A 17,408-nucleotide genomic window follows, 5' to 3' on the forward strand; every position below is an offset into this window, starting at 1 on the left:
GCTACTCGTCACCGTCGCCTGCGGGCGGCTCGGCGCGCCCGGTCAGCAGATAATCGCGCACCTCACCATCGAAGACATAGAGCAAGCCGGAGTTCAGCTCCTTCAGCCGACGCTCGCCGTTGCTGTCCGCCGCGATGAATCGGCGCACTTCACCGTTGTCGAAGCGCAGCACCAGCTCAGGTTCGGCGTCCGGGCGGCGGCGGCCCTCGCGAACCACGAGCGCGGAAGCGAGACGAAAATCAGCGATCAGGCTGCCGACCTGCTCGCGGCTGAGGGCACTACGGCCGTCGCGCCAGACGCCACCCTCCCGGGCCAGGTGGAAGTGTTCGGACTCCACCTCCTCGATGGACCAGGTGCCCGGCACCAGATGGCGATCAATGAAGTTCCACCAGCCACCCTCAAGCAGCGGTGTGACCTCATCACGAACGAGATGAACCTGATCGCCCACCGCTACATAGCGCAGCCCGTCCACGGAGTCCGTAGCGCCAAACTCCAGCACCTGACCATTGAGTTCCAGGCGCAGCCGGGGCGGATCGAGGCCCACCACCGAGGCATCGAGTTCAGCGCGGTCATACCGTCGGTGACTGCGGGCCACTGCCAGTTGTGTCACCTGACGCACATGGAATTCGCTGGCCGCGGCCCGAGCCGGCTCCGCAATCTGCCAGGCCCCGTCACGCCGTACCAAGGCCATGTCTTCCCGGTTGGGCCTTTGCAGACGCAGCGTCTGAACGTGCTCGGGTTGTAGCGTGGTCAATCGGGGAGTCACGCCCGGCGCACCCGGCTCCAGCCAGGCAATCACCGCCAGCCCTGACAGGCCGAGCACCAGGGCCGCAAGCATCAGCCAGCGTCGTCGCATCAGGCTCGTCTCCGCCGCCACCAGAGCAGGCCTGCCACCAGCAGACAGCTACCCGGAAGCCCCAGCAACAGACCGAATCCCATAAACGCAATGCCCTGTCGTGTCAGCTGCAAACGCTGATCCGGGGCCGCCTGACCGGCCAGAAGGCCAGCGGTGTCCGCGGAAGCCAGCCAGTCCACCAGCGCCAGCCCCAGGTTGAGATTCGCGCCATTGCCGATATAGGCATTGGACAGGAAGTTGGCATCCCCCATGACGACGACACGTTGCTCGCCGGCGCCTTCGGGATGCGGGCGTCGCAGACTGAGGCCGAGCATCAGGGGCCCCTCCTGTTCACCCGCTGACGGGTCCAGCGTCGCCTCAGCGAGATCGCCGGTTTCGTTCCAGTGACGGGGCTCACTGCGCAGCAGCACCTCGACGGTCCAGTCGCCGTGTCCGTTGTCTGCGAGATCCAGGGCGCGGGCACCGGACAGCAGGCTCACACCCTGAACACCGGACAGGCCGGGATGACCCGCGTAGTCGTCTACCACCAGCAAGCGGGGATCATCCACCCCCAACAGCTCTTCCGCCCGGGGTTCAACCACCGTGCCAGGCAGCAACTGCAGCCCCAGGTGCTCGGCAAGGAACCCCAGTCGTTCCCGATCGCGGTCGTCCACCAGCCAGAGCAGGTTGCCGCCGGCATCCAGGTAGTTGCGAATGCGCTCCGGCACATCGCCAACCCATTCCGACCTGGGGCCGGCAATCACCAGCGCTTCCGCACCGGCTGGCAAAGAGCCCGTTGCGGGCTGGACGGCCTGCAGCAGGTGGCCGCGCTCCTGCAGGTAGTCACCAAAGGCACCCAGATCATGATTGGCCTGACCCTGCAGATCCCGTTCGCCGTGACCACTCAGGTACACCAGTGGCTGCTCGCCGCTGCGCAACAGTCGTTGCAGCGCCGCACTGAGACGCGGCTCACTGGGGACACCGACGCTTTCCCGACGGCCCCGGTACTCGATCACCACCTCGCCCTGGCCTTCGACGCCGTAGTCACGGGCCAGGTCGGGCCTGGCATCCGGGTTGATCACGCGGAGTTCCATGCGCGGCTGCACCCGCCGGTAGCGTTCCACCAGCTGGCGAATGTGCCCGTCGAGTACGTCGTCAGGTCGCACGAAGGCGACAATCTCGACGGGTTCCTCGATGCGTTCCAGCAACGCGACCGTGGCGGCAGGTAGCGGTTGCCGCCCGGCGGAGGAGATGTCGACCTCCCAGGTGTAGCGGGTACTCAGCCACCCGAGGATGATCAGGATCAGCAGGAACAGCGCCGTGAACAGGAAGCCCTGCAGGGTTAGCCAGCGGCGGGATCGTCGATCAAGGCGCATGCAGGTCTCTTGTAGCAGCGGGGTTCATCACGGGTCAGGCCTGCAGTCGGAGGACGTCCAGGCGTCGGACCGCCAGTCCGATAAAGGCGATGACGACCAGTGTGAAAAATCCGAGATTGACGGTGCTCACTACACCTTGCACCAACGGCTCGTAGTGGGTGAGCAACGAGAGATGATCGGCCAACGGATCCTGCTGCCCGGCAATGGCGTCAACGCCGCTGTTGATGCCCATGAGCGCAACGGCGATGGCGACGGACAACGCCGCCGCCAACCCCGGTTGCAGGCTCACGCTGGACGCAAACAGGGCCACGGCTGCGAAAACCGCGGCCAGCATGGTCAGCCCGAGACCGGCCGAGGCGAGCCGACCGAAATCCAGCACCGTGGCCTGCTGCAAGACCAGGGGCATCAGCACCCAGGGCAGCACGAGCACGAGGAGAAAGCCGAGGGCGGCGAAATACTTGCCGAGCGCGATCTGCACCATGGACACCGGCGACGCATAGAGCAGTTGCAGGCTGCCACTGCGCCGTTCCTCCGCCACCAGGCGCATGGCCATGAGCGCCATGCCCAACAGCAGCATGCCAATCAGCAAGGCGCTGCCGAAAAACGGCAACAGCACCAGGTCATTGACGCCCATGGGGCTATTCACCCTTACCACCAGCGACTCGTAGCGGGTGCGATACTGCTCCACCAGCAGCAGGAACCACCAGGCTGCCGCCGCCTGGGCCAGGCCCAGCACCACCCAGGCCATGGGCGCGGCCATGATCTGCCGGAACTCCCGCCATGCGATAGCGCCAATCATGCGGCCTCCACACGGCCGGTGGTAACTTCCAGGAACACCTGTTCCAGGGTGGGCCGTACTTCGGTGAGTTCAACGAGACCCCAGCCCTCTTCCACGCTGAGAGCCACAAGCGCATCCAGGGCACTATCGAGCCCGATCTCGATGCGATAGCCGTTGCTGAGCCGCTCGGTGACTTCCACGCCGGGAACCACGGCCATCACTTCCAGTGGCGGTGACGAGCGGAAACGCAGGCTGAAACTCCGCGTGACGCGGCTTTCGCCGCCCTGCGGCGCACCGGCGTAGACCTGTCGACCCTGATGCAGAATGACCACCCGGTCACACAAGGCCTGCACTTCACCGAGTATATGGCTGGAAAAGATCACCGCCCGGTCACGCTGCAGCCTCTGAATCAGTTTGCGAATGTCCTGGACCTGTTGCGGATCAAGCCCGGCGGTGGGTTCATCGAGCACCACCAGCGCCGGCGAATGGACGACGGCCTGGGCAATGCCCACGCGCTGCTGATACCCCTTGGACAGGTTGCGAATCAGGCGGTGGGCAACGTCGGCAAGACCGGTGGCCTCCAGGGCGGCATCCACCGCGACACGCCGGTCGCGACGCGGCACCCGACGCAAGGTCGCCGCGTAGTGCAGATATTCCCGCACCCTGGTGTCCGGATACAGCGGCGGGATCTCCGGCAGGTAGCCAAGCTGGCGCTTGGCCATGATGGGGGATTCCAGCAAATCGATGCCGCACAGCCTGATCTCGCCGGCGCTGGGTGCAAGAGTGCCGCAGAGCATCCGCAATGTCGTGGTCTTGCCTGCACCGTTCAGCCCGAGCAGGCCCAGCACCTCGCCTCGATTGACGTGCAGGTTGACGTCGGACACCGCCTCACGACCGCCGTAGTGGCGGGCAAGATGACGGGCCTCCAGCAGTCTGTCCTCCGGCATGATCTACTCGTCAGCGGTAAAGCGGTGCGAATGATGCTGCCCTGTGCAGCCTACCAGCGGGCGGCGATTTCCCGCGCCCAGTCGATGGAGTCCAGATAGGACTGGATCACCACGGCGGGATTGTAACCGGCGGACTCGATCCAGTCCCAGTCTCCCAGTTCGTAGTGCAGAACGCACTCCAGCACCCGGCCAGGCCGGCCCTCATGCCGCAACAGGGCGGCGATGACCTCGTCACTGAGCGGCAGCGCCATCAGGACCTCTTCGAGCTGGGCGTCCATCAAGGCATCCAGCCCCGAAAACAGACCAACGGTGAAATAGGTGTTGCCGGAGGCATAACCCAGGCGCTCGGCCAGTTTCTGGCACATACGCGCCCGCACCATGAGCGTGGTCATCAGTTCCGATGGCTTGTCCGTGACCGATGCCATGGCAAGCAGAGAAGCCCACGACTGGAGTTCCCGCACACCGAGATAGACCACCGCCTGATGGATCGAGTCAATGCGTCGCTGGATTGGGAAGAACGCCGAATTCATGTAGCGAAGCAGCTTGTAGCTCAGCGACACGTCACTGCTGATGATCTGCTCCAGATCCCGCAGATCCACCTCGGGTTGATACAGCTTGGCCATGAGGTTCAGCGTGGGCAATCGGTTGGTGGGAATGGAACTGCCGCGAATGGTCCGTGGCCGGCTCAGGAAAAAACCCTGGAAGTAGTCGAAGCCTGCGTCCCGGCATAGCTCGAACATCTCCTGGGTCTCGACCTTTTGCGCCAGAAGTTCGACGCCGTAACGCTTCAGGCTTTCCACCAGCGAACGCAGACGCAGCACGTCCAGCTGCGCCACGTCCACCTTCACGATATCCACCTGGGAGAGGAAAGGCTGCTGGCTGGTGCCGCCGGTATAATCGTCCAGCGAAACCATGTAGCCCTGGTCGCGGAACTGCTGTACCGCGTCGAGCAGAGCGCGCTCCGCTGGCAGGTCCTCCAGCAACTCGAGCACCACCCGCTCCGCCGGGAACGGCAACTTGATGGCACCCACGAGAAATTCGCGGGTCAGGTTGATGAAGGCCCGGCGGCGGCCGACCAGTTGATCAAGCCCCACCACGGTGAAGGCGTTGAGGATGACCTGAGACGTTGCCTGATCGCCGTTGATGAACTGCGCTTCCTCGCTGGCGCCAGCCTCCCGAAACAGCAGCTCGTAACCGAACACGCTCAGGTCCCGGGCGAAGATCGGCTGCCTCGCTATGAACACCTCATCCATTGAATGATTCCTGCGCCCCTGGCTACCTGGGCAGTCAAGTGCAGCCCGTCTGCGCTCTTTATAAGTAAGTTGCAGCCATACTAGCGTGTTTTTCAGGCGACGCGAGGCGCCATGGATCACACTGTGATCCATTTCACTCTCGGGTGTGCGGAAAGAGACGGGGCCGGTCAGGAGAGGGCAAAACAGGAAGCCCGGGGGTGAGCCGGGCTTGGAATTACTTGATCTTCGCTTCCTTATACATCACATGCTTGCGCACAACGGGGTCGTACTTCTTGAATTCGAGCTTGTTGGGCGTATTCCGCTTGTTCTTGTTGGTGGTGTAGTAGTGGCCCGTTCCAGCGGACGACACCAGCTTGATCTTGTCTCTCATGATCGTGGCCTCCTCAGACCTTTTCGCCGCGGGCACGCAGATCAGCCAGAACCTGATCGATGCCCACCTTGTCGATGATGCGCAGGCCCTTGCCGGAGACCCGCAGACGAACCCAGCGATTCTCGCTTTCCACCCAGAAGCGATGGAAGTGCAGGTTCGGCAGGAATCGACGCCGCGTCTTGTTGTTGGCGTGGGAGACATTGTTCCCGACGGTGGGGCGCTTGCCCGTCACCTGGCATACCTTGGACATCGCTGACCGCCTCTTTGAATCAAACACGTTGACGCCGCGCAGCAGGCGGGCGCACAGAAAGGCGGGTTTTATACCAGTTGCCGGGGCCGCGTTCAAGCGCCCGACGTCAACCGGCCCTATTGAAAAGCCGAAAAACGCCACTATCTAGGCCGTACAGACACTCGCATCGAGAGTCAAATCAGGAGGTTAACATGAACATTCGGCGCCACGAACCTTGGAGCCTGTTGAACCAGCTCAGTAGCGAAATGAACACCTTGTTCGACCATCGCCAGTCCCCCGGCACGGACGCGAGCAGCATGGCAACCAGTGACTGGGTGCCGGCGGTGGATATCCGCGAAGAGAACGATCGCTACCTCATCCATGCCGATATTCCCGGCGTCGACCCGGAGAAGATCGAGATCAGCATGGAAAACGGCGTGCTCTCCATCCGTGGCGAGCGGCACCACGACAGCGACGAAACCCGCGAGGGATACCGTCGCGTGGAGAGGATACGCGGCAGTTTCTACCGTCGATTCTCCCTGCCGGATACAGCGGATGCGGAGCGCGTGTCGGCCAGTAGCCGTAATGGGGTTCTGGAAATTGTCATACCCAAGCAGGAAAAAGTGCAGCCGCGCCGCATTACTGTGCAGAGCTGAACTGCCGGGCGGTGTCCACACCGCCCGCTTTATTGAGCGGCGGCGCTGAAGGAGTCACTGATGCCTTCGGCGCCGCCGGTCGTGTAAAACGAACGCGGGGATGACCGGTTATGGAGTTCAAGGACTACTACAAGGTGCTTGGCGTGCCCAGGGACGCCCCGCAGGAGGTGATCAAGAAGGCCTACCGCCGCCTGGCCAGGAAGTTTCATCCGGACGTCAGCAAGGAGAGTGACGCCGAGGCCCGTTTCAAGGAGGTCAGCGAGGCCTATGAAGTATTGCAGGACCCGGAGAAACGCCAGGCATATGACCAGCTCGGTGCCAACTGGAAGCAGGGCCAGGACTTCCGCCCCCCACCGGGCTGGGAGTGGCAGGGTGGCGGCAGGGGCGCTGGCGCCGATGCAGCCTTCAGCGAGTTTTTCGAGAGCCTGTTCGGCCATGGTCGCGACCCGTTCGCCGACTTCGGTGGTTTTCGTCGCGCCAGCGCGCCGCGCAAGGGTCAGGACCAGACGGTGACAACCACCATCACCCTGGAGGATGCCTTTCACGGCGCGACCCGTAACCTGCGCCTGCAGACCCGGGTGACTGATGGCAACGGTCAACAGCGGCTTGAGCCAAGACAGCTGCGGGTTCGCATCCCCGCAGGCGTCACCCAGGGCCAGCAGATCAGGCTGAGCGGACAGGGCCAACCCGGAGTCGGTGGCGGTGCCCGCGGGGATCTTTACCTGGAGATCAACATCGCGCCGCACAAGCAGTACCGGCTGGAAGGGCGGGATATCCACCTGGATCTGCCCGTGACGCCCTGGGAGGCGGCGCTGGGCTGCAAGCTGCAGGTGCCCACCCTGGGCGGCTGGATCGACATGACCGTGCCCGCTGGCGCGCAGAACGGGAAACGGTTCCGACTCAAGGGTCGCGGGCTACCGGGCAAACCGCCCGGCGATCAGTACGTGACCCTGCAACTGATGACGCCTCCGGCGGACACCGAAAAGGCGAAAGCCCTGTACCGGCGGATGCGGGACGAGATGCCGCTGAACCCCAGGGAGAGCCTGCGGGTGTAGGCAGTAGAAGACTGGCAACTGACGTGGAGATACCGCGATGAAGCACGGGCCCTTGCTCTGGGTCTTTACCGTAGCACTCTGCACCGCCCTCGCCGCACCTGCGCAGGCAAGCCTACCACTGGAAGTGGACGACGGGCCGCTGCCATCCCTGGCTCCTATGCTGGAGCGCACCACCCCCGCGGTGGTGAATATCGCTACCCGGGGGCGTGAAACCGTGCGCAGCAGTCCCTTGATGGACGACCCATTCTTCCGGCGTTTTTTCGATATGCCGCAACAACCACGGGAACGCCGCACCCAGAGCCTGGGTTCCGGCGTGATCGTCGATGCGGAAGCCGGATTCATCCTCACCAACCACCACGTGATCCAGAACGCCGAGCAGATCACCGTGACGCTTGCCGACGGCCGGGAGTTGAGCGCCGAGCGCATCGGTAGCGACCGGGACACGGATCTGGCCATCATCCGCATCACCGCCGACGACCTCCGGGCTTTGCCACTGGCGGACTCCGACCAGCTTCGCGTGGGCGATTTCGTGATCGCTATCGGTAACCCGTTCGGTCTCGGCCAGACGGTCACGTCGGGGATCGTCAGCGCCCTGGGGCGCTCCGGCCTGCCCATGGATGGCTACCAGGACTACATCCAGACCGATGCGTCGATCAATCCCGGCAATTCCGGTGGCGCCCTGGTCAACCTCCGCGGCGAACTGGTCGGTATCAACACCGCAATCCTGAGCCCCGCTGGCGGCAACATCGGCATCGGTTTCGCCATTCCCATGAACATGGCCCAGGCGATCATGGAGCAGTTGATCGCCCACGGCGAAGTGAGCCGCGGCCGGCTGGGCGTCAGCGTGCAGGACCTGACCACGGAGTTGGCGGAAGCGTTCGGGCTAGCCGCGCGCAGCGGCGTCGTGGTCACCCAGGTGTTCCCGGGGTCGGCGGCCGAGGCGGCCGGCCTTGAGAGCGGCGACATTGTTGCCGCCATCAACGGCCGTCCCGTCCGCCAGGCCAGCGAGCTGCGCAATGCGGTGGGCCTGCTGCGGGTGGGCGACGAGGTCAGGCTGGAGGTGATCCGCAACGGCGAGCGGCAGACCCTGTCCGCGGTGCTCACCAGCCCGGAACTGGAAACCCTGAGCGGTGCGGCCCTGACACCCCGGCTTGCAGGCGTCACCTTTACTATGGCGGACGTGGAAACACGACAGGGCCGGGAGAACCGGGTGCAAGTACAAACCGTCGAGCCGGGAAGCCGTGCCGAGGGCTCCGGCCTGCGGGTGGGTGACGTGGTGCTTTCGGTGAATAGGCGCCCGGTGCGGGATCTGACCGACCTTCAGGCCGCAGTTCCCGCCAACGGTGAATTGTTGCTGCATCTGCAACGCGGCAGTGGGGCACTGTTCCTGGCGTTGCGCTGAGCAGCGCCAGGCGGGGCAGATAACGCATCCGGCCTGCGCCTGATCAGCGCAGCCGGTACTCCACCGGCAGCCGGATGTCCTCGAGACGCCGATCGGGGGCATCCGGTAGCGGCGACAGCCTCTCCAGCAGCGCGATCACGGCGTCATCCAGCAGGCCATGGCCCGAGGACTGTTCGATCTCGATGGCCGAGATGGCGCCATCGGTGTCCACGGTGAAGCGGACGATGACTGTCCCCTCCTGGCGGCGGCGCTCCGCCTGTCGGGGGTATTCCCGATAGCGCTGTAGATAGCCGCCGAGCCAGCTCAGATAGTTCTCCTCGGCTTCAGGATCACCAGCGATGGCTTCCTCGGCGCTGGGCTCCTCGTCGGCCAGTTCCGGGGCATCCTCCAGTCCGAGCACGTCCTCGGACGGTGGGGCCGGCTCTGGCTCTGGCTCTGGCTCTGGCTCTGGCTCTGGCTCTGGCTCTGGCTCTGGCTCTGGCTCCGGCTCTGGCTCCGGCTCCGGCTCCGGTTCTGGCTCCGGTTCTGGCTCCGGTTCTGGCTCCGGCTCCGGCTCTGGCTCTGGCTCCGGCTCCGGCTCCGGCTCCGGCTCTGGCTCCGGCTCTGGCTGGACTTCACCCTCCGGCGAGCCCCGGGTTGCCGTCAGCTGGATCTCGACGCCCGCCGGCACGATCAGCTCCGGATCCGCCGAGGGCTCGCGCCAGGCACCCAGCACCACCAGATGCACCATGATGGCAATGGCCAGCACCACAAGCCAATGTCGCAGTCCCAGCTCGGACATCAGGACTCCGCCGGATTGGTCAACAGCACGAGGCGCTCCAGGCCCACGTCCCGCAGCAGATCCATCAGATCGAGCACGGCCTCCGCGGATACGTCGGCATCGGCCTTGAGCTTGATGGGCGGCGGTTCCGCTCCAGCCAGTCGCTCCTGCAGTCGCATGGTCAGATCTTCTGCGGCCAGTTCTTCACCTTCGAAAGCCAGGCGGCCGTCGGCGGCCAGCAGTATCATGCCGTCCTCGGTCCGCTCGGCCTCGCGACCGTCCCGGGTTTCCGGAGGCTCGACATCAAACGGGTCGGTGGCGGTGAGGGCACCGGCCAGCATGAAGAAGATCAGCAGCAGAAAGACGATATTGATCAGGGGAATGACGTTTTCACCCTGCTCACGGCGGGGCGGATCCGGGAAATGCATTACTCGCCTCCCCGCTGCAGCGAGAGGTTGGTACCACCTGCAGCCGTGGCCGAATCCACCACCCACATGATGTCGCGCAAGGGCACGCCCGGTTCAGGTCGCAGCACCATGGGCCGCTCGCTGTCCGCCGCCAGTGCCTGGCTTATCAGCACATCAAGCCCCGCGCGATCCGTCACCTCACCGTCAAACACAATCTCGCCACTATCAGTCAGGCGAATGACGATGAGTTCGGACTCCGCTTCCGCGGCTGCATCACCGAGCGGAGGAATCGCGAGACTGGCGGAACGCCAGTCGAGAAAACTCGAGGCCAGCATGAAAAACACCAGCAGGATGAACACCACATCGATCAATGGGGTCAGGCTGACGATGCTGCGCTTTCGTCTGGGTGCCCACTCAATGCGCATCGCCGGCACGCCTCGCGGCAAGCTCGGCAGCTGGGGCCGCGCTGCTGAGCCGTTGGGGCTCAGGATCCGCCGACTGCGTGAACACGCGGGTCACGGAATCTTCCATGGCGTGTCTGAAACGCTCGACCCGGCGCTCAAGCCAGTTCAGCGCGAACACTGCGGGGATCGCCACGGCAAGACCGACAGCTGTGGTGAGCAGGGCCTCCCAGATACCGCCGGAGAGCAGGGCCGGGTCGACCCGGCTGCCAGCCGCCTCGAGTTGCCGGAAGGCCTCGATCATCCCCAGCACCGTGCCCAACAGCCCGAGCAACGGGCTGAGCGCCCCAATCACCTCGAGACTGCGCAGTTGCGAACGCAGGCTTTCCAGATACCGGGCACCAACCCGCCCGACCTCTTCCCGGACCAGCGCATCGTGCTCCGGGCGTCGCTGGCGCTCGGCTATCGCCGTCGCCATGACACGGGCGATGGGGTTGCGCTCGTCGGCGAGCAGCGCGGCGGCTTCGTCGGCGCGGCCTGCGGCGAGGCGCTCGATGACGCCATCGACAAAGCCCGTCCGGTGTAATCGCAGCGCCTGGAACTGCCAGCTCTTGATCAGCACGATGGCAAGCGCGACCACGGACATGGCAAGCAGAATCATCACCACCGGCCCGCCCAACTCGGTGAGCACTGACAACCGTTGAAGGAATTCGCTGCCGTCCATAGACCAACCTCTGCCAGGAGATTTCAGAATTGCGAGATACTATTGCGATTGAGAACTATTTGCAAAGAGACCCGGATTGTCAGCCTCTTCCACAGAATCCGGCGCAAATCTTAAACTCCGGGCCTGGAACGCTTATCATAGTTGCCCAATCGCCCGAAGCGTGAGCAGCGTGCGGAAACGGACAGCGGAGACCCTGATGCGAGAAATGAACCTGGAGCAAGCCCGCTTCAACATGGTGGAACAGCAGGTACGCCCCTGGGACGTGCTGGATCCGCGGGCACTGGACGTCATGGACCGCGTGCTCCGCGAACATTTCGTCGACCCGAAACACCGTAATCTCGCCTACTCCGATCTCAACCTGCCCCTGGCCCACGGTCAGGTCATGCTCTCGCCGCGCCAGGAGGGCCGCATCCTGCAGGCGGTGGCACCGCAGGAGACCGAGCAGGTACTGGAGATCGGCACTGGCAGCGGCTATCTCACCGCCTGTCTTGCCACCCTGGCCCGCCATGTCACCACGGTGGATATTCACCCTGAGTTCCATGAGCTGGCCGGCACCCGACTCGAGAAAGAGGGCCTTCGAAACGTCACTTTCGTGGATGGCGATGCCGCCCGCGGCTGGGATGACGGCAAGCGCTACGACGCCATCGCCGTGACCGGCTCGCTACCCGAGTTGCACCAGGGCTTTCACCGGGCCCTGACCATCGGTGGACGCCTCTTCGTGATTGTAGGCGACGGCCCGATCATGGAAGCGTTGTTGATCATCCGCGTGGCCGAGGATCAATGGGCCGTGGATAGCCTGGTAGATACCCACATCCCGGCACTGATCAACGCCCACCGCACTCGCCACTTCGAATTCTAGGGAAACACTGATGGCTCTCGCCCGAACCGACGCCACACAGCTACGTAGCCGACTCGACCGTGATGAATCCCTGTTCCTGCTGGACGTCCGCGAGGACTGGGAATTCAACCTGGGACATATCCCGGGCTCGGTGCATATTCCCATGGGGCAGATCACGGGGCGCACCGACGACATCCCCCAGGACCGGCCCATAGTCTGCATCTGCCATCACGGCATGCGCAGCGAGCAGGTGGCCCACTATCTGTTACAGCAGGGTTGGGAGACGGTGGAGAACCTGCAGGGCGGGGTCGACGCCTGGTCGCTGGAAGTCGACCCGTCGGTGCCCCGCTACTAGCGCCGTCCTAGCGCGACGACTCCAGCAAGGCCTTGACCTCGTCGATGACGAAGCCGGTTGCCCCGCGGTTCGCTTCCACCATCCCACGTCCAGCGCGCCCCATGTCGGCCCGCCGATCCGGGTTCTCCAGCAATTCGATCACCGCATCGGCCAGCAGGTTGGCGTCCGCCACCTGATCGCAGGCACCGGCCTCCACCAGTTGCCGGGTGATGTCGGCAAAGTTGTAGGTGTGGAGGCCAACCAGCACCGGCAGGCCAAGCGCGGCGGGCTCCAGCAGGTTATGCGCCCCCATGGGCACGAGACTGCCACCGACGAAGGCGATGTCGGAGGCGGCGTAGAGCAACGGCAACTCGCCCATGGTGTCTCCCAGGTACACCTGCACATGGGCCGGGCAGACGCCACCCTCGGAACGTCGCGCCAGGTTGAAACCGGCCTCCTGGACCAGATCGGCCACTCCATCGAAGCGGTCGGGATGACGGGGCACCAGTATCAGCAGGGTTTCCGGCAACGTCTTCAGAACCAGCGCATGGGCCGCCAGAACCTGCTCCTCTTCACCCTCACGGGTACTGGCGGCGATCCAGGTCGGGCGGTTGGCCCCCAGTTGCTGGCGCAACACCTCGCCCTGCTCTCGTGTGCTCGCCGGCACCGACTGATCGAACTTCAGGCTGCCGGCCACCACCAGGCGCTCATCCGGGGCACCGAGTTCCAGCAGGCGTCGGGCATCATCCCGACTCTGCGCAGCGATGCGTGTCGGACATTGCAGCACCGGTTCCATCAACCGCCGGACCCGGGAATAGCCCGCCGCCGTCGATGCCGAGAGTCGTGCATTGACCAGCAGCAGGGGAATGCGACGACGGTGGATACCGTGGAACAGGTTCGGCCATAGTTCCATTTCCACGATGATGGCAAGGCGTGGCTGCAGGCGATTGAGGAACGCGGCAACAGCGTGGGGCAGGTCGAACGGCACATAGCAATGGTGGACGCTGTCACCGAACTGTCGATCCAGTTGCAGCGCCCCGGTCGGCGTCTGGGTCGTCACTACCAGGGGAATGCCGGGATAGCGATGACGAAGCTCCCGCAGGAACGGTCCGGCAGCCTGCACTTCACCGACAGATGCGGCATGGACCCAGATGCTGCCCCTTGGCACACGGGCCGGAACATGCCCGAAGAAGCGTTCCGACCACCGCTTGCGATACAGCGGCTGGCGCCGACCGCGCCACAGCAGGTACAAGGGCATCCACGGAACCAGCAGATACAGCAAGACGGTATAGGCGAACCGCATCACGGCGAGATCCGCTCCTGCAGCCGCTCGGCCCCTGGAGTGGCCATGAGCGCATCGAGGCGACCGGTCACGTCGGCAACGGTGATCAGGTCCATGGCATCGGCACGACGAACACGCCGCCCCCAGGCAACTTGGTCCACGCTCTTGCCCCAATGCGCCTTTACCGCGTCGGGATAGCGATTCACCACCCAGCGGCGACCGAGATAGGGTCCCGTCCGATCCGGATTGGACGTCGCATACAAGCCGATCACGGGTGTGCCCGCCGCCACTGCCATATGAGCCGGCCCGGAGTCCGGCGAGACCACGACCTCGGCGCGCCCCAGTATTGCCAGCAGTTCCTTGAGCGTGGTTCTACCGACCAGGTTCTCCACTGGCACGCCAGCCTCCCGGGCAATACTCTCACCGTAGCGGCGCTCTTCCGCCGTCGGCCCGCCGGTGATGATCACCTGCAGCCCATGCCGGTTGTGGGCGTGGCGCACCAGTTCCACATAGGACGCGATTGACCAGTTTCGGAAGTTGGCCACCCGCTGCGAGCTGCACGGGCTGATCACCATTGTCGGCTGATCCGGCGGAACGAGGTCATCGGCCCGCTGGCGGGCCGCCTCGGGAACCGGGATATCCCAGCGCAGCACCCGCTCGGTCACGCCGAGCGCGTTGATGAAATCGAAAAACCCGTCCATCACGTGGGCCCGTGGATGGGGGGCAATCCGACGGTTGACGAACAGGCCATGGAAGTCTCGGCTGCGCTGGCTGTCGAAACCAATGCGCTGATCGGCCCGGACCACCCGGGACAGCCACCCGGCACGCAGTGCAACCTGCATCAGCAACAGGGCATCGAAGCGGCGCTGGGACAGCGCCTCGGCCACGGCACGGCGCCCGGCGGCGCCAGCACGCTTATCGAAAGTGATAAACTCCACCCCGTCCAGATCGCCCAGCAGTACGGATTCGGTGCGCCCGATAATCCAGGTGATGTGCGTCTCGGGCCAGGCCTGCTGCAGGCTTCTGATCACCGGGACCATGTGGCAACAGTCACCGATCGCTGATAAACGAAGCAGGCAGAGCCTGTTCGGTGGTTTTCTGAAGGGCAATACGGCTTGATGCGCCATAGCGAAATTCACCAAAACGGTTGCCACTGGCAACTGCACGACCCGACCATCCTCGAGCAACTGCCCGAGTGGCTGTTCGATCCGGACGCCCTCGCCACCCGCAATATGCTCACCGGGGAGAGCAGCGGTCGACGCAGCGCCTGGTTTCTGCGCTTCGGGGACCGCAACATGGTACTACGCCACTACTGGCGGGGCGGCATGGTGGCTCGAATCAGCGCGGATGTCTATGTCTGGACAGGGCTGGAGCGAACCCGGCCATGGCGCGAGTGGCATCTGCTGGCGCAGATGCGAGCCGCCGGGCTGCCGGTTCCGGTGCCAGTCGCAGCCCGGGTGAGTCGACAGGGGCCAGGCTACCGGGGCGATCTCCTCACCCTTGCCATCCCCGGCGCCGAACCGTTGGACACGGTGATTCATGCCGGTGCGGACAATGTGGCCTTATGGGGCAGCATCGGCAAAACCATCCGCCGTTTCCACATCGCCGGCTTCCGCCATGCGGACCTGAACGTGCGCAACATACTCGTGGACGCGGAGCGCCGCATCTGGCTGATCGACTGGGATCGTGGCACGCACCGCACCGACCATGACTGGGCGCTGGGCAATATCGCCCGGCTGCGGCGCTCATTGCAGAAAGACCCGGCACTCAAGGCCGCCGCCGACCGCCACTGGCAGCGCCTCCTGGCCAGTTACGAGACGCCCCTGTGATCCAGCCACCAGATCCATTGGCCGCGCCTGACAATAACCACGCACCCCGCACCTGCCGTGCCCTGTGGCGGGTGCGTCGGTCAGGGACCGTCAGCGACAGGGACGTCGCTGTCGAGCCTACAGGGACGTATCTACGGCGTGTCCCTGACCGACGCACCCGTCGCAGGGCCCTGACCGCAAGCAGACCCAGCCATGACCAGAGGCCATACGACCGGCCTTCATGACACAGCCACCGGGGCATTTGCATGGCATCACCACGGGTCAGGGAACGCCGCATGCGTGCGCCCCTCCGGGACACGCCGTAAACCCATCCATGGGGGCTCGACAGCGACATCCCTGTCGCTGACGGTCCCGGAGGGGCGCACGCACGCGACGTTTGGGGCCGTTCCGAGGGTGTGCCTTCGATCAGGTGCCCTTGCGGATGCGCTCGATGATGCCGGTGGTGGACACGCCATCCACGAAGTCCAGTACCACGACTTCGCCCCCGGCCGCAGTGACCATGTCGGCACCGACGATATCCTCCGGCCGGTAGTCACCACCCTTGACCAGCACATCCGGGCGCAACAGTTCGATCAGCGCAGCCGGCGTGTCCTCCGAGAACGGCACCACCCAGTCCACGCAGCCCATGGCGGCGAGCACCATCATGCGCTGCTCCACCGGGTTCAACGGGCGCTCGGGGCCCTTTAGGCGGCGCACCGAATCGTCATCGTTGACGGCAACAATCAGGCGGTCTCCAAGGGCGCGGGCCTTTTGCAGATAGGCCACATGCCCGGCGTGCAGGATATCGAAACAGCCATTGGTAAAAACCAGCCGTTCACCCTGGGCGCGCGCGTCACTCGCCAGTAACTCAAGCTCGGCGCGACCTACCGTGCCGTAGCCATCTGCCGTGACGCCATGGAGCGCCCGCCGCAACTCCGCCACCGTCACCGTGGCCGTACCCACCTTGGCCACCACCAGTCCGGCAGCCAGGTTGGCCAGCGCCGTCGCCACCGGCAACTCACTGCCTGCGGACAGAGCCGCCGCGAGCACCGAAATCACCGTGTCACCAGCACCGGTGACGTCGAAGACCTCCCTGGCATGAGCCGGCAAATGCAGGGGTTTGCCAGTGCCGGTGATCAGCAACATGCCACGTTCGCCACGGGTGACCAGGACTGCGCCGAGGTGTAACTCCCGCAGCAGATTGCGACCGCGGGCCTCCAGCGCCGCGTCGTTTTCGCAATGCCCCACCACCGCCTCGAACTCGGCCTGATTCGGGGTGAGCACATCGGCACCGCGATAGCGGCTGAAGTCGCTGCCCTTGGGATCCACCAGCACCCGGCACCCCGCTTCCCGGGCAGCCCGGATCATCCCCGGCGCATCGGCCAGCGTGCCCTTGGCGTAATCCGAGAGCACCACCGTGTTGGCAGCCTGCAGATGCTCGCGGAACAGGCGACCAAACCCTTCACGCTCATCGTCAGAAAAGGGGCGTTCGAAATCCATGCGGATAAGCTGTTGGCGACGACTGAGCACCCGCAACTTGCAGATGGTGGGATGACCGGCAACCTCGCGAAATGCGCAATCGACACCCTGCTCCAGCAACTGACGGCGCAGCATCGATGCCGCCTCGTCGTCGCCGGTAAGGCCCAGCAGATTCACCCGGCCCTGCAAGGCCGCGATGTTCAGCGCCACGTTGGCGGCCCCGCCGGGACGCTCCTCGGTGCCGCCAACGTGCACCACCGGCACCGGCGCTTCCGGTGAAATACGCCCGGTGCTGCCATACCAGTAGCGATCGAGCATCAGATCACCGGCGACCAGCACGCGAGCGGTGGAGAAATCAGGCAAGGTCAACTGCATGCGCAACCCCGGGGCGATAGATTGCCTGAATTCTACCAGTCCCCAGTCGCCACGCGCTCCGGGGATGCGAATTACAGGTCGCTTGCCTACAATGCCACC

At 64.6% G+C, this 17,408-nt stretch carries 20 protein-coding genes; 6 read left to right on the plus strand and 14 right to left on the minus strand.

Features of this window, described 5'->3' with window-relative positions:
• Position 1: 1 nt before the first annotated feature.
• The 7 genes from J2T57_RS01235 to rpmB form a co-directional block, all read right to left on the minus strand.
• Positions 2 to 856: a hypothetical protein gene (locus tag J2T57_RS01235; RefSeq protein WP_253473013.1), complete on the minus strand. Its 855-nt coding sequence runs from the start codon at positions 854 to 856 to the stop codon at positions 2 to 4.
• The gene (locus tag J2T57_RS01240) at positions 856 to 2,211 is read right to left on the minus strand and encodes a GldG family protein (RefSeq protein WP_253473017.1); all 1,356 of its coding nucleotides are present in this window, start codon (positions 2,209 to 2,211) and stop codon (positions 856 to 858) included. Before J2T57_RS01240 ends, J2T57_RS01235 begins: the two co-directional genes overlap by 1 nt.
• Before the next feature lie 34 nt (positions 2,212 to 2,245).
• A complete protein-coding gene (locus J2T57_RS01245) occupies positions 2,246 to 3,010 on the minus strand; it encodes an ABC transporter permease (protein WP_253473020.1) in 765 nt (254 codons plus the stop codon).
• Positions 3,007 to 3,936, minus strand: a complete 930-nt coding sequence (locus J2T57_RS01250; RefSeq protein WP_253473023.1) for an ABC transporter ATP-binding protein — start codon at positions 3,934 to 3,936, stop codon at positions 3,007 to 3,009. The genes J2T57_RS01245 and J2T57_RS01250 overlap by 4 nt, the downstream gene beginning before the upstream one ends.
• 50 nt (positions 3,937 to 3,986) lie before the next feature.
• Positions 3,987 to 5,189: an EAL and HDOD domain-containing protein gene (locus J2T57_RS01255; protein WP_253473026.1), complete on the minus strand. Its 1,203-nt coding sequence runs from the start codon at positions 5,187 to 5,189 to the stop codon at positions 3,987 to 3,989.
• 214 nt (positions 5,190 to 5,403) lie between these two features.
• Positions 5,404 to 5,559 (minus strand): 50S ribosomal protein L33, encoded by a 156-nt coding sequence (gene rpmG, locus J2T57_RS01260; RefSeq protein ID WP_253473029.1) that lies wholly within the window; start codon positions 5,557 to 5,559, stop codon positions 5,404 to 5,406.
• Positions 5,560 to 5,572: 13 nt separating this feature from the next.
• Positions 5,573 to 5,809 (minus strand): 50S ribosomal protein L28, encoded by a 237-nt coding sequence (gene rpmB, locus J2T57_RS01265; protein ID WP_253473031.1) that lies wholly within the window; start codon positions 5,807 to 5,809, stop codon positions 5,573 to 5,575.
• Between the two features lie 191 nt (positions 5,810 to 6,000).
• On the opposite strand from rpmB, the gene J2T57_RS01270 reads away from it, so the two are divergent.
• The 3 genes from J2T57_RS01270 (at position 6,001) to J2T57_RS01280 (ending at position 8,901) form a co-directional block, all read left to right on the plus strand.
• Complete coding sequence (locus J2T57_RS01270; RefSeq protein ID WP_253473034.1) at positions 6,001 to 6,444, plus strand: Hsp20/alpha crystallin family protein; 444 nt, start codon at positions 6,001 to 6,003, stop codon at positions 6,442 to 6,444.
• A gap of 110 nt (positions 6,445 to 6,554) precedes the next feature.
• Complete coding sequence (locus J2T57_RS01275; RefSeq protein ID WP_253473037.1) at positions 6,555 to 7,499, plus strand: DnaJ C-terminal domain-containing protein; 945 nt, start codon at positions 6,555 to 6,557, stop codon at positions 7,497 to 7,499.
• A gap of 37 nt (positions 7,500 to 7,536) precedes the next feature.
• The gene (locus J2T57_RS01280) at positions 7,537 to 8,901 is read left to right on the plus strand and encodes a DegQ family serine endoprotease (RefSeq protein ID WP_253473040.1); all 1,365 of its coding nucleotides are present in this window, start codon (positions 7,537 to 7,539) and stop codon (positions 8,899 to 8,901) included.
• Between the two features lie 43 nt (positions 8,902 to 8,944).
• On the opposite strand, the gene J2T57_RS01285 is transcribed toward J2T57_RS01280, so the two are convergent.
• From J2T57_RS01285 to J2T57_RS01300, 4 genes are read right to left on the minus strand one after another with little or no spacing between them, the layout of a single operon-like run.
• Positions 8,945 to 9,682, minus strand: coding sequence for an energy transducer TonB (locus tag J2T57_RS01285; RefSeq protein WP_253473043.1), 738 nt, complete (start codon positions 9,680 to 9,682; stop codon positions 8,945 to 8,947).
• Positions 9,682 to 10,089, minus strand: coding sequence for an ExbD/TolR family protein (locus J2T57_RS01290; protein WP_253473046.1), 408 nt, complete (start codon positions 10,087 to 10,089; stop codon positions 9,682 to 9,684). The genes J2T57_RS01285 and J2T57_RS01290 overlap by 1 nt, the downstream gene beginning before the upstream one ends.
• The gene (locus J2T57_RS01295) at positions 10,089 to 10,493 is read right to left on the minus strand and encodes an ExbD/TolR family protein (RefSeq protein WP_253473049.1); all 405 of its coding nucleotides are present in this window, start codon (positions 10,491 to 10,493) and stop codon (positions 10,089 to 10,091) included. The genes J2T57_RS01290 and J2T57_RS01295 overlap by 1 nt, the downstream gene beginning before the upstream one ends.
• Entirely contained in the window at positions 10,483 to 11,193 is a 711-nt protein-coding gene (locus J2T57_RS01300) for a MotA/TolQ/ExbB proton channel family protein (protein WP_253473053.1), read from the minus strand. Before J2T57_RS01300 ends, J2T57_RS01295 begins: the two co-directional genes overlap by 11 nt.
• Positions 11,194 to 11,389: 196 nt before the next feature.
• On the opposite strand from J2T57_RS01300, the gene J2T57_RS01305 reads away from it, so the two are divergent.
• Together J2T57_RS01305 and J2T57_RS01310 are read left to right on the plus strand one after the other, a co-directional pair.
• A complete protein-coding gene (locus J2T57_RS01305; RefSeq protein WP_253473056.1) occupies positions 11,390 to 12,052 on the plus strand; it encodes a protein-L-isoaspartate O-methyltransferase family protein in 663 nt (220 codons plus the stop codon).
• A gap of 10 nt (positions 12,053 to 12,062) precedes the next feature.
• Positions 12,063 to 12,386, plus strand: coding sequence for a rhodanese-like domain-containing protein (locus J2T57_RS01310; RefSeq protein WP_253473059.1), 324 nt, complete (start codon positions 12,063 to 12,065; stop codon positions 12,384 to 12,386).
• 7 nt (positions 12,387 to 12,393) lie between these two features.
• Here J2T57_RS01310 and waaA read toward each other — a convergent pair whose 3' ends face one another.
• Together waaA and J2T57_RS01320 are read right to left on the minus strand one after the other, a co-directional pair.
• A complete protein-coding gene (gene waaA / locus J2T57_RS01315) occupies positions 12,394 to 13,668 on the minus strand; it encodes a lipid IV(A) 3-deoxy-D-manno-octulosonic acid transferase (protein ID WP_253473062.1) in 1,275 nt (424 codons plus the stop codon).
• A complete protein-coding gene (locus J2T57_RS01320; RefSeq protein WP_253473065.1) occupies positions 13,668 to 14,687 on the minus strand; it encodes a glycosyltransferase family 9 protein in 1,020 nt (339 codons plus the stop codon). Before J2T57_RS01320 ends, waaA begins: the two co-directional genes overlap by 1 nt.
• A 78-nt stretch (positions 14,688 to 14,765) precedes the next feature.
• On the opposite strand from J2T57_RS01320, the gene J2T57_RS01325 reads away from it, so the two are divergent.
• Entirely contained in the window at positions 14,766 to 15,476 is a 711-nt protein-coding gene (locus tag J2T57_RS01325) for a 3-deoxy-D-manno-octulosonic acid kinase (protein WP_253473069.1), read from the plus strand.
• 405 nt (positions 15,477 to 15,881) lie between these two features.
• Here the strand turns inward: J2T57_RS01325 and hldE are convergent, their stop codons facing one another.
• Positions 15,882 to 17,309, minus strand: a complete 1,428-nt coding sequence (gene hldE / locus J2T57_RS01330; RefSeq protein ID WP_253473072.1) for a bifunctional D-glycero-beta-D-manno-heptose-7-phosphate kinase/D-glycero-beta-D-manno-heptose 1-phosphate adenylyltransferase HldE — start codon at positions 17,307 to 17,309, stop codon at positions 15,882 to 15,884.
• Positions 17,310 to 17,408: the final 99 nt, after the last annotated feature.

The sequence above is a fragment of the Natronocella acetinitrilica genome, assembly GCF_024170285.1.
GTDB classification, from domain to species: Bacteria; Pseudomonadota; Gammaproteobacteria; order Nitrococcales; family Aquisalimonadaceae; genus Natronocella; species Natronocella acetinitrilica.